17 protein-coding genes and 1 CRISPR repeat array are annotated in these 14,505 nt (G+C 65.1%); of the genes, 5 read left to right on the plus strand and 12 right to left on the minus strand.

The features are described from left to right. Positions 1-20: 20 nt before the first annotated feature. Both NMQ14_RS00525 and NMQ14_RS00530 read right to left on the minus strand, forming a co-directional pair. Positions 21-638, minus strand: a complete 618-nt coding sequence (locus NMQ14_RS00525; RefSeq protein ID WP_257092520.1) for a class I SAM-dependent methyltransferase — start codon at positions 636-638, stop codon at positions 21-23. Then, a complete protein-coding gene (locus NMQ14_RS00530; RefSeq protein ID WP_257092521.1) occupies positions 635-1,171 on the minus strand; it encodes a GNAT family N-acetyltransferase in 537 nt (178 codons plus the stop codon). The genes NMQ14_RS00525 and NMQ14_RS00530 overlap by 4 nt, the downstream gene beginning before the upstream one ends. A gap of 422 nt (positions 1,172-1,593) precedes the next feature. Between NMQ14_RS00530 and NMQ14_RS00535 the strand changes: the two genes are divergently transcribed. Next, positions 1,594-1,833 (plus strand): zinc ribbon domain-containing protein, encoded by a 240-nt coding sequence (locus NMQ14_RS00535; RefSeq protein ID WP_257092522.1) that lies wholly within the window; start codon positions 1,594-1,596, stop codon positions 1,831-1,833. Positions 1,834-2,088: 255 nt separating this feature from the next. Here NMQ14_RS00535 and NMQ14_RS00540 read toward each other — a convergent pair whose 3' ends face one another. From NMQ14_RS00540 to NMQ14_RS00575, 8 genes are all read right to left on the minus strand, one after another. Beyond that, on the minus strand, positions 2,089-2,700 hold the full coding sequence (locus NMQ14_RS00540) for a nitrogen fixation protein NifQ (RefSeq protein ID WP_257092524.1): 612 nt from the start codon (positions 2,698-2,700) through the stop codon (positions 2,089-2,091). Between the two features lie 32 nt (positions 2,701-2,732). Beyond that, positions 2,733-3,041 carry a ferredoxin III, nif-specific gene (fdxB, locus tag NMQ14_RS00545; RefSeq protein ID WP_069040495.1) on the minus strand — a complete coding sequence of 103 codons (309 nt, stop codon included), beginning with the start codon at positions 3,039-3,041 and terminating at the stop codon, positions 2,733-2,735. Positions 3,042-3,157: 116 nt separating this feature from the next. Further along, the gene (locus NMQ14_RS00550; protein WP_257080224.1) at positions 3,158-3,355 is read right to left on the minus strand and encodes a CCE_0567 family metalloprotein; all 198 of its coding nucleotides are present in this window, start codon (positions 3,353-3,355) and stop codon (positions 3,158-3,160) included. Between the two features lie 10 nt (positions 3,356-3,365). Beyond that, a complete protein-coding gene (locus NMQ14_RS00555; RefSeq protein ID WP_069038348.1) occupies positions 3,366-3,842 on the minus strand; it encodes a NifX-associated nitrogen fixation protein in 477 nt (158 codons plus the stop codon). Continuing rightward, positions 3,835-4,248: a nitrogen fixation protein NifX gene (nifX, locus tag NMQ14_RS00560; RefSeq protein WP_069040494.1), complete on the minus strand. Its 414-nt coding sequence runs from the start codon at positions 4,246-4,248 to the stop codon at positions 3,835-3,837. The genes NMQ14_RS00555 and nifX overlap by 8 nt, the downstream gene beginning before the upstream one ends. A 35-nt stretch (positions 4,249-4,283) precedes the next feature. Beyond that, positions 4,284-5,729, minus strand: a complete 1,446-nt coding sequence (gene nifN / locus NMQ14_RS00565) for a nitrogenase iron-molybdenum cofactor biosynthesis protein NifN (RefSeq protein WP_257092529.1) — start codon at positions 5,727-5,729, stop codon at positions 4,284-4,286. A gap of 10 nt (positions 5,730-5,739) precedes the next feature. Next, the gene (gene nifE, locus NMQ14_RS00570) at positions 5,740-7,134 is read right to left on the minus strand and encodes a nitrogenase iron-molybdenum cofactor biosynthesis protein NifE (protein WP_257092531.1); all 1,395 of its coding nucleotides are present in this window, start codon (positions 7,132-7,134) and stop codon (positions 5,740-5,742) included. 201 nt (positions 7,135-7,335) lie between these two features. Continuing rightward, complete coding sequence (locus tag NMQ14_RS00575) at positions 7,336-7,650, minus strand: hypothetical protein (RefSeq protein ID WP_257080228.1); 315 nt, start codon at positions 7,648-7,650, stop codon at positions 7,336-7,338. Between the two features lie 118 nt (positions 7,651-7,768). On the opposite strand from NMQ14_RS00575, the gene NMQ14_RS00580 reads away from it, so the two are divergent. The 3 genes from NMQ14_RS00580 to NMQ14_RS00590 are packed head-to-tail and all read left to right on the plus strand — an operon-like array spanning position 7,769 to position 10,483. Continuing rightward, a complete protein-coding gene (locus tag NMQ14_RS00580) occupies positions 7,769-8,194 on the plus strand; it encodes a response regulator (protein ID WP_257092532.1) in 426 nt (141 codons plus the stop codon). Between the two features lie 10 nt (positions 8,195-8,204). Further along, on the plus strand, positions 8,205-9,914 hold the full coding sequence (locus tag NMQ14_RS00585) for an AAA family ATPase (RefSeq protein WP_257092533.1): 1,710 nt from the start codon (positions 8,205-8,207) through the stop codon (positions 9,912-9,914). A 26-nt stretch (positions 9,915-9,940) separates the two neighbouring features. Beyond that, a complete protein-coding gene (locus NMQ14_RS00590; protein ID WP_257092534.1) occupies positions 9,941-10,483 on the plus strand; it encodes a flavodoxin in 543 nt (180 codons plus the stop codon). A gap of 51 nt (positions 10,484-10,534) precedes the next feature. Next, a CRISPR array of direct repeats spans positions 10,535-11,203; the repeat unit is 38 nt; unit sequence CCGTAGGTTGGGGTGAGCCAGCGGCGATGCCCAACGCC. 32 nt (positions 11,204-11,235) lie between these two features. Here the strand turns inward: NMQ14_RS00590 and NMQ14_RS00595 are convergent. Continuing rightward, positions 11,236-11,553 carry a Rieske 2Fe-2S domain-containing protein gene (locus NMQ14_RS00595; RefSeq protein WP_257092535.1) on the minus strand — a complete coding sequence of 106 codons (318 nt, stop codon included), beginning with the start codon at positions 11,551-11,553 and terminating at the stop codon, positions 11,236-11,238. A gap of 381 nt (positions 11,554-11,934) precedes the next feature. On the opposite strand from NMQ14_RS00595, the gene NMQ14_RS00600 reads away from it, so the two are divergent. Next, entirely contained in the window at positions 11,935-12,462 is a 528-nt protein-coding gene (locus NMQ14_RS00600; RefSeq protein ID WP_257092536.1) for a transposase, read from the plus strand. Between the two features lie 412 nt (positions 12,463-12,874). On the opposite strand, the gene nifK is transcribed toward NMQ14_RS00600, so the two are convergent. After that, positions 12,875-14,434 carry a nitrogenase molybdenum-iron protein subunit beta gene (nifK, locus tag NMQ14_RS00605; RefSeq protein WP_257092537.1) on the minus strand — a complete coding sequence of 520 codons (1,560 nt, stop codon included), beginning with the start codon at positions 14,432-14,434 and terminating at the stop codon, positions 12,875-12,877. Positions 14,435-14,505: the final 71 nt, after the last annotated feature.

Genomic DNA, 14,505 nt, shown 5'->3' on the forward strand with positions numbered 1-14,505 from the left:
CGCCGCACCCCGGACGCACGTCACGGCGCGCCCTCTGCCTGTCGCCACACGACACACCGGTTGTTGGCCGGCATTTCGTGATCCTCGATCAACTGCAACCCCGCCTTGCGTGCCAGCACATCGACCGCTTCGAAATCACGGATGCCCCGGTGCGGCGCGCCGGCCTTGAGCGAGCGGTCGAATTCGGCATTGCTGACGCTGGTGAAGTGCCCGTCGTAGTTGAACGGTCCGTAAATCACCAGCACCCCGCCAGGCGACAGTACGGCCGGCAGCGCGGCGAACAGCGCGACCACTTCGTTCCACGCCATGATGTGCAGCGTATTGGCGCTGAACATTGCGTCATGCGACGCGTCGGGCCAGAAACGTGTGACGTCGAGCGGCAGCGGTGGCGGCGTGTTGGGCAGCGCGGCGTCTGCGAGCCACAAGCGGATGCCCGGCAGCATGTCTTCCCGGTCGCTGCACTGCCAGCGCAGATGCGGCAGCGCGGCCGCAAAGTGCACAGCGTGCTGGCCGGTGCCGCTGCCGATTTCCAGCACCGTCCGCCGATCGGCGAAGTGGATGCGCAGACGCTCGAGGATGACGTCGCGGTTTCTATCGCAGGAAGGCGCGTACGGTTTGTCGGGTGAAGGACTGTTCATGTCCGTACTTTGGCATGAAGGAACACGTCGCGCGGCTCCGGCGAGACATTTGGATGCAGGATGTAGCGACGCAGCAGGCCCTCGGTCTGCATGCCGACGCGTTCGAGCGTGCGCGCCGAGCGCGGATTGCCAATGTCGCTCACGGCCTCAACCCGGTAAAGCGTGGCGTGGCTGAAGGCTTCGTCGAGGATGGCCGCGAGCGCTTCCGAGGCGAGACCGCGACCCCACAGATCGTGTGCCAGCGCGAAGCCGAGGCGCATCGAATGTCCCTGGCCAAGCAGTTGCAGCAGGCCGCCGGGTTCGCCGTCATCGGTCACCAGCACCCAGGTGCGCGCGGCGCCGCGCTGCCAGCGTGCGAGGTCGTGCGAAATCTGTCGCTGTGTCTGTGCCGTTTCGGTGTGTGCGGTCCAGCCCAGATAGCGCGTCACCCGCGCGTCGCCGCTGACCCGTTCGAACAGTGTCCGAGCGTCATACGGTAACGGTTTGCGCAGCAGACAGCGCGCGGTGCGCAGCGTCTGTGCCCACTCAGCCATGCGCAAGATGCTCCGGCCTGCGTTCTCCCGGCAGCATCGCGTTCATGAGCGGACGCGCGTGGCCGCCCTGTCGGGAATGTCCGGATGTGGTGTCATGTTTGTTGCGTTGGTGCGGGTCTCGGGGTGCTGCACCCCACAGTGCATGTTCCGGGCCAGCGGCTCATCAGCGCGCAGGCTACACCCGCTCAATATTGCTGTCGTCGACCGGGCCTCGCAGCCCTGCCTGCAGGCTGCAGTCAGGTCTGATCTTCGGCGTGCCGCATGCCGGTCTCCCCGTGGCTCGCCTGCACGATGTGTGTGCCTGAAAGCCGGGAACGACGCTCGACATGCAGCAAAGGAAATGTGAATCCTTCGCCAGTTCAGGCCAGCCCAGGACCTCTTCTTGCTTTGTACCTCGCAGGTACACACGGAGAATCACTGCGATGCCGCTGCATGACTTTCACTGTCGCAAGTGCGAAATGAACTTTGATCGCCTGGTTCGTGGCGACACGCCGATCACCTGTCCGGGGTGCGGCAGCGACCAGGTGGACAAGCTGCTGTCGGCACCGCAAGCCCCCGGGCGCAGCAAGGACATCATCGCAGCCGGTCGCGCTGCCGCGGCGCGGGAAGGGCACTTCAGCAACTATTCGGCGAGCGACCAGGCCAGGACGCGACGCAGGTGATGGGCTGCTTGTTGGGCATCGCTGCGCTCACCCCAACCTACAAAGGCATGACGAGACCGTAGGTTGGGGTGAGCGCAGCGATGCCCAACAGGGCGACCGGTCACGTCCCCCGTACGTTGGGCCGGGCGATGCGACGTCCGGTCGCTCGGCGAACTCGTAGGTTGGGGTGAGCGCAGCGATGCCCAACGAGCGCCCGTGGCGAACCTGCATCGTGTGGCGGGTCTTCGGCGAAACCCGACGAGTACCGCACCGAGCCTACTCTTCCGGCCCGAAGCAGGCGACGTAGTCAGCGCAGGCGCCGCAGCTGGGCGACTTGCATACGCGAATGTCGGCGCGCTCGCACAACTGCAGGTAGAGGAACTTCTTCCATTTCATGTCCTGCGTGTTGCGCACCGCGAGCGAGGTGAAGTGCTCGCGCATGAGTGTGGAGAGCATTCCGCGGTCCGGCAGGTCCATGTCCTGCCACAGGTGATCGGCGCCGACACAGGCGGTGGCGACCGCGTGGGCGAGCCACAGATTGTCTTCGTCGGCCAGCGTGCGGTGATCCGCCAGCAGCGTCACCACGTCGTCGATCTCGATCGCTTCGACGAAGTCTTCCGGCGTGTCGAGCCACCGGTCCGGCAGCCACTCCGCTCCAGGGAAGTGCTGCGCCAGCAGTCGTCGTGTGGTCGCGGTGTCGAGGCCATACAGCGGCAGACGGTGCAGGCCATGCTGTCGCCAGCGCTGGCCGATCACGCCGGCCAGTGCATGCGTCAGCCGGTTTTCCGGATCTCGTGCGAGGCGCATCAGCAGACTGCGGAAGCTGACTGCGCCGGGTCGCTTTCCGGAAAAGGCACGGTCTTCGAGCGATTCGGTGCGGGTGTCCATGTCGGTCTCCGGTATGCGTCGGGTCGCCGGATCTAGACTTCAGCCGGCTCGTGCGTGTAGCACTTCTTCGGACACACCTTCGAACAGGCCTGACAGCCGATGCAGTTGGCCTGGTGTCCGATCGTCATGACCTTTCTTTCGTACTCGTCGTCGTCATCGTCATTCTCGGGATCGACCACGACCAGATCCCCGTCTTCGGTCATGCCGGCCAGCGCCAGCACGTTGTTGGCGCACACCTTGACGCAGCGGGCACAGCCGATGCAGTTATCCTGGTTCAGCTTGCTGACGAATTTCGGGGTCCAGATTTCGCCGCTGGGCAGCGTGACGGAAAAGGTGGCCATGATGCTTCCTTCGATCAGGAGGTCCGTTCGGGAGCGCGATGTCGGTCACGCATCCGGACAGGCCCGGGTGGTGTCGCGATGGCCGGGGCCGTCGCGACGGACGGGACAGCTCGTGCTCAGGCCGTCGCGGCGGCCAGATCCTTGCGCGCAGCCATCAGCGACTGGTGCGCGTCGTACGCCGTCTGCGCCACGTCGAGGATCTTTTCCCAGTTGGTCGGCAGGTCTTCCGACAGATCGTGCAGATCCATCTTCGCCTGGGTCGCCCGCGCGTTGAGCTTCTTCACTTCGGCCTTCAGCGTTTCGATGTCAGGCATGGCGTGCTCCTCAACCCCAGTTGGCAACTTCGTTGTACTTGGTCACCATGCCGACGCCCTCTTCGACGTACTTCTGTCCCGCCTCGGCCAGCTTGGCATAGCTGGGGAAGCCGAATCGATGCGCGTCGCGCAACTGCTTGTTCACCGCGATCAGGCGACCGGCGATCAGCACCATGCGGCCGAAGCCCTCGTGCGACATCTTCATCATCGGCGTCACCATGACCTTGGTTTCGCGTTCGATGGTCAGTCCGACGGCGTTGAAGAACAATTCGATGCGCCACAGCGTTTCCGGGTCCGGATCGCCCATCAGCGGCAGTGCGCGGCGCGCCTCGGCACTCAGGATGTAGGGCTCGAGCAACTGTGCATCGCTCTTGCCTTCCCACGCACCGTGCATGTCCTGCGCACGGAACTGCTTGATCAGCTCGCTCAGGAAGGGGGTTGCCAGTGCCGCACTGTCTTCGGCGGTGATGTCCAGGGTTTCAGCCATTTTGTTCAACCTCGTCTTCAAAATCGAAATCGCGCCGCGCGTCCTTGTCCAGTGCCTTGCGCAGCCACGGCGGCGGCGTACCGCGCAGCACTTCCTGCAGCTTGTCGAGAATGTCCATGATGGGTTCCGGCTGATTCACCTTGATCGGGTGGATCTTGCTGGCCACCACGCGTGCCGCCGCCGAACCACCGATGGCGGCGACATAGACGATGGCGACATCCTTGATCGCTTCGAGCTTGGGCGCGAGCTTGTCCTCGTCGCCGTCTTCGTCGAGCTTGCCGCCGAAGTCGAAACTTTCGAGAAAGTGGTAGCCGTCGCGGTCGATTTCGTACACCGCGAGGTGTTTGGCCCAGCCGAAGTGCGCGTCGACGCACTGCTTGTCCTGGGTGGCGAAGGCGATTTTCATCATCTGCTCCTCATGTGATGGATCGGTGGTCGGCGTCAGACGCCGACCGCATCGGGTGCGACATCGACGGGCGCGGCGGAACCGGCGCAGCCGCAGCCGCCGCTGTCGCACGACGCGGCGTCTTCGCCACTGGCCGCGCGCCGGCTTTCTTCCGGCAGCGGCCAGTCCTGCGGCGTGTTCTGGTGTTCGTCGGCGAGGAAGGTGTTGGCCCAGCCGTTGATCAGTTCGCGCGTGCCGCGGTAGCCCACCATCAGCATGTGGGCGGCGCCCAGGCGGTCGAACATCGGGATGCCGACGCGCGCCAGCGGCACGCCGAGCCGCTCCGCCGCCTGGCGGCCGTGCGAGTGGGTGATCAGCAGTTGCGCGCCGCCCGCCTTGGCGCGGATTTCGAGGTCTTCGAGGTCGCCCACCAGCACTTCGGCGCAGGGCACGTCTTCAAGCACGCGCGAGTGCGTTGTGGTGACCGCGGCCACCACATGCGCACCCATTTCAGCGGCGGTGGTGGTCAGCGCGTACAGCAGGTCGGGTTCGGCGGCGAAGGCCATGTTCTTGCTGCCGACCCAGAAGTGGGCGTCGAGCATCACGTCCTGCAGCTGGCTGCGCTGGCGCCGGTACTTGTGCGGCACCGGCCGGCCCGACAGCGCCGACAGGTGCTGCAGGAAGTCGTCGACTGCGCTCAGCCCGGTCAGCCGGTCGAACACGCGGAACGGCACGCCGCAGCGTTCTTCGATCGCCGCTGCAGCGGCGTCCATGCGCGCGCCGACTGCCAGCGTGGCCTTGGCCGCGCCCAGCTGGCGCAGTGCGTCGGGCGTGGTGCCGCCGAGCGTGGTCGGCGTGAAGTTTTCCGGAATGTGGCCGTCCATCGATCCCGAAATGTCGGGCATCACGCGCGCCTGCAGGCCGAAGGCCTCGATCATTTCGCGCAGTTCGTCGATGTCGGCTGGCGTCAGGTGGGCGCCCGGCAGCAGGTTCACCAAGTGATCGTCACGCACCTCGCACGGCTGGGCGAAGGCATCGACCACGGCCAGCACGGCCTTGCCCCAGCCGTCCTCGAAGGCACCGACGTAATCGGGGGTCGATACATAGACGATGTCGGTGCCGGCCAGCGTTTCACCGTGCTTGGCGCGGATCAGGTTCAGGTAGCCGTCGACGTCGTCACCCTTGGTTTCGGTGAGGCCGGTCGAGGCGATGGCGATCAGCGACGGATTGGCGCGCTTCTTGATGTTGAGGATGGCCTGTTCGATGTTTTCCAGACCGCCGAGGATGGTGCTTACCTCGTTCATTGCCGTGGTCTGCATCGGGATCGCCTCCTTGAAGTGGCGCACCAGCAGTACCAGCCCGAACGAGGTACAGCCCTGCGAGCCGTGCATCATCGGCATGCAGTTGTCCAGGCCCATGAAGGCGTAGCACGCCCCCAGCGGCTGGCTCATCTTCAGCGGATTGACCGTACAGGCCTTCTTCGAATCGATGACGGTGGCCATGGCGTGATCCTCAGGCGACCGCCACGTCCCAGGGCGCCGGGCGGCGCACCTGTTCCCAGATCGGGTTGTACAGTGCCTTGTCGATCTCGCGCACCAGATCGACCATGCCTTCGTAGCCGGCATAGGCGTGGTGCCGTTCCTGGTTGATGTCCAGCCAGGGCATCTTGGCCTTCAGCGCGATGAACTGGCTGCGCCCGCCGGACAGCATGATGTCGGCCTTGGCGTCCTTGAGCATCGCGTACATTTCGCGCGGCGTCATGTCGTCGATCATGTGAGCGTCCTGCCCCATCAGTTCCTTGATCTTTTCCTTGTCTTCCTTGGTCGATTTCTTGACGCTGGTGCCGACGATCTCCAGACCGGCTTCCTGCAGTGCGGCCACCACCGACCAGCTCTTCACGCCGCCGGTGATCAGCAGCACCTTCTTGCCTTCGAGCCGCGGGCGGTAGGCGGCGATGCGATCGAAGGCACGCTTTTCCTCGACCGCGATCAGCGCTTCGGTGCGCGCCTTCAGCTCTTCCGGTGCGCCCTTCCCGACCAGCAGGCGGGCGATTTCGCGCAGTGTTTCCGACATGTCGCCGATGCCGTAGAACGAGCCTTCGAAGAACGGGATGTCGTAGCGCTCTTCCATCTTGCGCGCGATGTTGATCATCGACTTCGAGCACACCATCATCGCCGCCTTGGCGCGGTGGCTGTACGCGACTTCGCGATAGCGGCCGTCGCCCGAGATACAGGACAGGATGCGCACGCCGAGTGCGTCGAGCAGCGGCTTGATCTGCCACAGTTCGCCGGCCAGGTTGTATTCGCCGATGATGTTGATGTCGTAGGGCGTGACGAAGTCCGGCTCTTCGGTGCCGATCACGTAGTCGAGCAGCGCCTCGGCGCCGAGCTTGTTGCCGAGGTTCTTCGGGCCGACGAAGCCGGGGGCGTTCACCGGAATCACCGGCTTGCCGAACTTTTCGGTCGCCCGCTTGCACACCGCTTCGATGTCGTCGCCGATCAGCGCGGTGACGCAGGTCTGATAGACGAACACGGCCGGCGGGTCGTACTTCTCGATGATTTCCTTCACCGACCTGAACAGCCGCTTCTCGCCGCCGTAGATCACGTCCAGTTCATTGATGTCGGTAGTGAAGCCGGTGCGGTAGAGCTGCGAGGTGCTGGACGAGGAATTGCGGTTGTCCCACGAGTTGCCCTCACAGGCGATCGGGCCGTGCACCAGATGAGCGACATCGACGATGGGCTGCAGCGCGACCTTGGCGCCGTCGAAGGCACAGCCGCCCGCGGCTGCGCCGGGCGACAGCTGCTTGGTGCAGCCCTTCTTCTTTTCCTTGGCCGACTTGTTCTGGTTGTGCTCGCAGGCGGGTTCTTCGAACACGTCCTGGATCTTGGCGGATACACGGGCATCCATTGCACACCTCCCATTCGGTCATGGCATCCGTCGCTGGCGACGGCCCTGCAGCCACTTCAGCAGGAATGATGCCAAGCCGCTGCAGCGCACAAAGCGGCCATCGAATCAGCGCAGTAGCGGCACGGCGCCCTTCAGTCCGACAAACCGTGAGCGGTTTGCGACACGGCTTTGTCGGGTTTGGCAGGTGTCGCGCCGGCGGCATTACTCGATGCCGTCCATTTTTGCCTTCTGATAGATGGCCGCCTGCAGGCGCCGTGCAATGCCGCCAGGACTGGCGTCGAAGTCGCGGCTGGCCGCGTTGAGCGCGTCCTGCGCGATGGCCGATTCGGGCAGGGTGAGCGCGATGCGCCCGGCCATGTGCGTGGCCTGCGGCACCGCGCGCAGGATGGCCTGGCGGTTCGGGTGCTCGATCAGCGGCACCAGCTTCGTGGCTTCCGGCCTCCCGTCAAGGCATACGGCATCGTCGATCACTTCGACCTTGCGGCCGTCTTCCGTCGTCTTTACATGGATCGTCATTTCGCTTCTCCCGTCAGGATGGATTGCACACAGGGGTGTCGAAGCAGGAGACGTGCCGCGACGGGAACGAAGCTTGCTCATGTGTCGGCAGACACCCATCGACTCGGAGGCACACAGCATGCAGATCGGCGTAGACAGCCAGCGCGCGGTGGAAAACAAGCGCGTATTCGTGGTCGACAACGACGACGTCGTCAGCATGGCGCTGCAGTTCATGCTGGCCGACGAAATGGAAACCCATGTGCTGGCCGACAGCGCCGAAGCGCTGGTCAAGGGCCGCAGCGCGCCGCCCGACCTGCTGCTGCTCGGTGCCGGCGTGCTGGCGAGCGAAGGCGTTGACGTGGTGACGCGCCTGAAGGAAGGGCTGGGCGGCGTGAAGATGCTCGTGGTGTGCAGCGACGCCGACGACGACGACGTCAGGGCGGCGCTGGCACTGGGTGCGGAGAGCACCTTGCTGCGGCCGCTCAAGGTAGAGAACGTGCGGCGCAAGGTCGATACCCAGCTGGGGCGGCGCACGCCGCTCGAAATCCCGGTGGTGCTGCGCTGAGCGCCCGGCGATGAAAGTCCTGATCGACGCCCCGCACGTCGAGAGCATGATCGACGCCTTCCCCGACCTGGCGACGCTGCGCGAGCAGCTTCGCTTCGGCAACCGGGTCGAAGTGCCGGTGTCGCGGCTGTCGATTGATGCTTTGCGCTTTCTCGGCAAGCTCTACAGCGAGGCGGGGCCGGCCATGCAGGCGCGCGCCGCGCACCTGGCTACGCTGCAGCGTGCGCTGGAAGGTGACGGCCGGCGCTTTGCCGCCGGCGACCTCGAATCGCTGGTGCCGGCGCTGGCGCGCCACCTGGCGACAGATGCCATCCGCGGCTGGCTGTTCACCGCCAACCAGATGACGCGGCCGCTGCCCTGGGTGGTCAGCCGGCTCGACTACACGCCAGCCGGCAACGATGAAACCGGCAAGGTGTTCATCGAGCTGAAGGCCAATGTGAAAGCCACGCTTGCGACTGCCGTCATCCGCATCTACGGCGCCGACGTGGTCGACCGCACCGTGGGCGAGATACTGGCCGCCAAGGGCTTCCTGAAAGAGACGCCGGAACTGATCGACGCCTACGACGACACCATCGGCCGCTACTTCGACTGGCGCGGCCGCTACGGCGAACAGTTCTCCGGCACCGGCACCGGCTTCCATGCCGAAGATCCGGCTGCCAGCCACCGCGACACCGACTGGACGCGCAAGGACGTGGTCGTGCTGTCGGCCAGCGGCGGCGCGGCGCGCCTGGTCAACGACGAAGGCATCCTGCCGGCGCGCACGCTGCTGCTCGACGCGCCGGGCGACATCCTTGGTCCGTATCTGCGCAAGGCGGCCAAGAGCAACCGCTACGACGCCGAAGAAGAGGTCGGCGCCTCGCGCGACGCGATGCCCGAAGGCCTGTTTTCGCAGTTGCCGGTGCACCCCTACATCCTGATGTTCCACCTCGACCTGCACCACTACCTGTGGGTGCACGTCGACGACATCACGCCCTATGCCTACCAACCGGCGCTGAAGCAGAAGCTGGTGCTGCCGCCGGAACAGACCGACCTGATCGACATCCTGACCGCCGAGATGGACGTGCTGATGGACGACATCATCGCCGGCAAGTCGGGCGGCACCACCGTGCTGTGCGCCGGCCCGGCCGGCGTCGGCAAGACGCTGACCGCCGAGGTGTATTCGGAGATCATCCGCCGCCCGCTGTATCGCGTGCATTCGGGCCAGCTCGGCCTGAACGTGGCGCAGATGGAGACCGCGCTGAAGGACGTGCTCACCCGCGCCCAGCGCTGGGGCGCGGTGATGCTGATCGACGAGGCCGACGTCTACATCAAGCGGCGCGACGACAACATCACGATGAACGCCGTGGTCGGCGTCTTCCTGCGCGTGCTTGAATACTTCAACGGCCTGCTGTTCCTGACCACCAACCGCGTCGACGATATCGACGAAGCCATCGTGTCGCGCTGCATCGCGCTGATCAAGTACGTGCCGCCCGACCATGCGGCGCGTGCGCGCATCTGGCAGGTGATGGCGGCGCAGTTCGCGCTCGACATCGACGACGCGTTGATCGCGCAACTGACCGTGCTGTTCCCCGCCGCCACCGGACGCGACATCAAGGGCCTGTCGAAGCTCGCTGCCAAGTACTGCCAGCACAAGGCCTGCCTGCCGACGCTCGATGTGTTCAAGCGCTGCGCGATCTTCCGCGGCATGGACCAGGCGCACGAAATAGAAACCGCTCCCTGACCCACCTCATCTGAATGGAAACCACCATGGCACGCATCGGACTTTTCTTCGGCACCAACAGCGGCAGCACGCGCAAGATCGCCAAGCAGATCAAGAAACGCTTCGACGACGACACGATGGCCGAGCCGGTCAACATCAACAAGGCGACGCCGGCCGACCTCGCCGCCTACGAGTTCCTGATCCTCGGCACGCCGACGCTGGGCGACGGCCTGCTGCCCGGGCTGGAAGCCGAGTGCGACGACGAGAGCTGGGCCGAGGCGCTCGACAAGCTCAAGGGCACCAGCTTCGCCGGCAAGACGGTAGCGCTGTACGGCCTTGGCGACCAGGACACATACGCGCACGAATTCGTCGACGGCCTGATCCTGCTGTACGACTTCTTCAAGGGTGCCGGCGCGAAGATCGTCGGTGCGTGGCCGACCGACGGCTACAAATTCGACGTGTCGCAGTCGATCATCGATGGCAAGTTCGTCGGTCTGGCCATCGACCAGGACATCCAGCCCGACCTCACCGCCGAGCGCCTCGACGCCTGGCTCAAGCTGATCGCCCCGGACTTCGGCCTGCCGCTCTGATCGCGGCCGAGCGTTGGGCATCGCTGCGCTCACCCCACCCTACTGGAACCCCCTTAGGTGGGGGCGAGCCAAGGGCGTTGCCCAACGCCACATCGGCGCCCAGGGTTCCCCACCCCGGCTCCGTAGGTTGGGGTGAGCCCGCGGCGATGCCCCACGCCGGCCGTCACCCCACGTTCCCCCCCTACCGCCCCCCGTAGGTTGGGGTGAGCCCGCGGCGATGCCCAACGCCCCATCGGCGCCCAGTGTTCCCCACCCCGTCTCCGTAGGTTGGGGTGAGCCAGCGGCGATGCCCAACGCCGACCGTCACCCCACGTTCCCACCCGACCGACCCCCGTAGGTTGGGGTGAGCCAGAGGCGATGCCCAACGCCACATCGGCGCCCAGTGTTCCCCACCCCGTCTCCGTAGGTTGGGGTGAGCCAGCGGCGATGCCCAACGCCGACCGTCACCCCACGTTCCCACCCGACCGCCCCCCGTAGGTTGGGGTGAGCCAGCGGCGATGCCCAACGCCGACCGTCACCCCACGTTCCCCCCCTACCGCCCCCCGTAGGTTGGGGTGAGCCAGAGGCGATGCCCCACGCCACATCGGCGCCCAGTGTTCCCCACCCCGTCTCCGTAGGTTGGGGTGAGCCAGCGGCGATGCCCAACGCCGACCGTCACCCCACGTTCCCACCCGACCGCCCCCCGTAGGTTGGGGTGAGCCAGCGGCGATGCCCAACATCCGCCCTCAACCCACGCAACACGCCTCACCACCTCACTCCTCGTCGTCGAGATCAATCTCGACCACGCCATCGACCAGGCGAATCGGGTACTCCTGCATCGCGCAGCCTTCGGGTGCCACGCCTTCGCCGGTGTGCCCGTCGAACACCCAGCCGTGGGCGATGCAGGTCAGCGTGTGGCCGCTGAACACGCCGCGCGCGAGCGACACGTCGTCATGCGGACAGGCGGCGTCGAAAGCGCGCGGCCTTCCACCCTCGGGCCACATCACCACGACTTCCGTGTCATCCACGATGCACGGCACGAGTTCGCCCTCATAGAGCAGGCTGCTTTTGCATAACGGCTGGAATGCCATGTCGTTCTCCCGGGAACACTGTCGGCTTTCCGACCCGGCGGGCCGGATGACATGCACGAGCAAAATCGATACCGGCTCGGGTGCCGCCCGGTGCAATGGTCGGGCATGGCGCCCGGCGACGGCCGGGCGTTGGGCATCGCTGCGCTCACCCCAACCTACGTGGTGTCTCGTAGGTGGGGGTGCGCGCAGCGATGCCCAACGCGAACCGTCATTCCGTGATGCCCGCCCGAAGCAGCCCCGCAGGTTGGGGTGAGCGCAGCGATGCCCAACGCGAACCGTCATTCCGTGATGCCCGCCCGAAGCAGCCCCGCAGGTTGGGGTGAGCGCAGCGATGCCCAACATCCCCAGTCCAGGCACGTGTAATGCATTTATCATTACCGGATGCGCTACCGCCGCTCGTCCGCCCCTGGCGCGACCTTCTTCTTTACGCTCGTATTGGCAGACCGGTCATCCGGTCTGCTGCATCGTCATATCGGGTCGCTGCGCGAGGCTGTTCGCGTCACGGCGCTGCATCACCCGTTCCACATCGATGCGGCGGTCGTCCTGCCGGACCATCTGCACATGGTGTGGACGCTCCCGGCCGGCGATGCCGACTACGCGACGCGCTGGATGCTGGTCAAGGCGGCCTTCTCGCGCGCACTGCCGCGCGACGAAATGATGAACGCCAGCCGCCTCGGGAAGGGTGAGCGTGGCGTGTGGCAGCGGCGATACTGGGAGCACCTCGTTCGTGATGACGACGATTTCGCGCGCCATGTCGACTACATCCACTTCAACCCGGTGAAACACGGACTGGTCGAACGCGTCGCCGACTGGCCACACTCGTCCTTCCACCGCTACGTCGAACGCGGCATCCTGCCCGCCGACTGGGGCGGTGGCGGTCCGCAGATCGAAGGACGGTTCGGAGAATGAGGCGAGGAGTCCCGCGGGATCAAGCTTCGATGTTGGGCATCGCTGCGCTCACCCCAACCTACGGAACATCACATGGGTTGGGTCGAACCGAAGGCGATGCCCGACGCCACACCGTCACCCAGTGTTCCCCATCCCGCGCCCGTAGGTTGGGGTGAGCCGCAGGCGATGCCCAACGCCACACGTTTACCCAGTGTTCTCCATCCCATGCCGTAGGTTGAGGTGAGCCGAAGGCGATGCCCAACGCTACATCTTCGCCCGGTGTTCCCGGCCCCGACCGCCGCAGGTTGGGGTGAGCGCAGCGATGCCCAACGGCAGTCGCAGCTTCGTCGTGATGCAAAACGGGCTGCCCGGAAAACCGGGCAGCCCGTCGCGACTGCTCTGTTCGGACCGGGGTTGCCCCCGGTGCCGGTGCTCAGCGGATGATGTCGTACGAGTAGTCGGTCTTGCCCGGAACGATGGTGTTCACATCGATGGATTCGAAGAACTCGTCCAGCAGCATGACCAGTACGCGCAGGCCGCCCTCGTAACCCCAGATCGGGTAGCGGTGGTAGTGGTGGCGATCGAAGATCGGGAACACCATGCGGATCAGCGGCGTGCCGGTGTCGCGTTCCAGATACTTGCCGTAGGTGTTGCCGATCAGGAAATCGACCGGCTCCGTGTAGAGCAGCGATCGCATGTGCCACAGGTCGCGCTTCGGGTACACCTTGCAGCCGGCGCCGTAGGGCGAGGCGTCGAGTACGCCCTGAACCTTGGCGGCCCACTCCTTCTCGCCGTTGGTGGCCAGGATGTGTGCCGGTTCAGCACCGAGTTCCAGCAGGAATTCGGTCAGGCCGAGCATCATGTCCGGGTCGCCGTACATGGCGTAACGCTTGCCGTGAAGGTGAGCCTGGCTGTCGGCCATCGCGTCGACCAGCTGGCCGCGCTCCAGCTCGAGTTCGGCCGGGATCGGCTTGCCGGTGATGCGCGACAGTTCCATCAGGAACTTGTCGGTGCCGGCAACGCCGATCGGGCTGTTCAGCAGCAGCACTTCCTGGCCGTGGTCGGCGATGAACTTGGCGGTCTTCTCGCAGCAGAATTCCTGGAAGATGATCGTTGCTTTGGCGTTCAGCGCGCGGCACACGGTGTCCTTCGTGGTACCGCCCTCGTACATGCGGAACTCGCCGTCGGTGGGGGTGTTCCACACTTCGGACGGGTCGCAGATGATGTTGTAGTCGATGCCGAACAGACCGAGGATGCGCTTGATTTCCTTCATGTTGCCGACGACGAAACCGTCGAAGCCGCCGATGAAGTTGATCGACTCGTCGGGTACGCGCTCAAGTTTCGGCGCGGTGTCGGCCTTGCCGTCCCAAAAGTGACGCAGGATGCCCAGCAGCGCGTTGTCGTAGCCGGTGATGTGGCTGCCGACGAAGGCTGGGGTGTGGGCGAACGGCACGTCGAAGTCGGCCGGCACGCTGCCCTTTTCCTTCGACGTCTTGATGAAGGCGTTCAGGTCGTCACCGATGACTTCCGCCATGCAGGTGGTCGACACCGCGATCATTTCCGGCTTGTACAGGTTCAGCGTGTTGGCGAGGCCGTCGATCATGTTGTTCAGGCCGCCGAACACGGCCGCGTCTTCAGTCATCGACGATGACACGCACGAAGTCGGTTCCTTGAAGTGGCGCGAGAAGTGCGAACGGTAGTAGGCAACACAGCCCTGCGAGCCATGCACGAAAGACAGCGTCTTGGCGAAGCCGTTGGCGACATAGACCGCGCCCAGGGGCTGGCAGGCCTTGGCCGGATTGACGGTGAGCGCTTCGCGGGCGAAGTTCTTCTGCTTGTAATCCTCGGTCTTCGTCCATTCGACGATTTCCTGGATCTTGCTGTCGGCGTGGTTGAATTCGAACTCCGACTTCTTGTCGGCGAGCATCTTCTGGTACTCGGGCTCACGGAACAGCAACTCGTGATCGAGAATCTTGTCGGCTGATTGAGGCATGGTTGATTGCTCCTTGATGTAGGGTGGGCCGGCAGCATCAAGCCACCCGGCCCGTCGACACGCGGGTCGTT

Origin of the sequence: Methyloversatilis sp. XJ19-13 (genome assembly GCF_024580155.1) — a bacterium.
In the GTDB taxonomy this organism is placed as follows: Bacteria; Pseudomonadota; Gammaproteobacteria; order Burkholderiales; family Rhodocyclaceae; genus Methyloversatilis.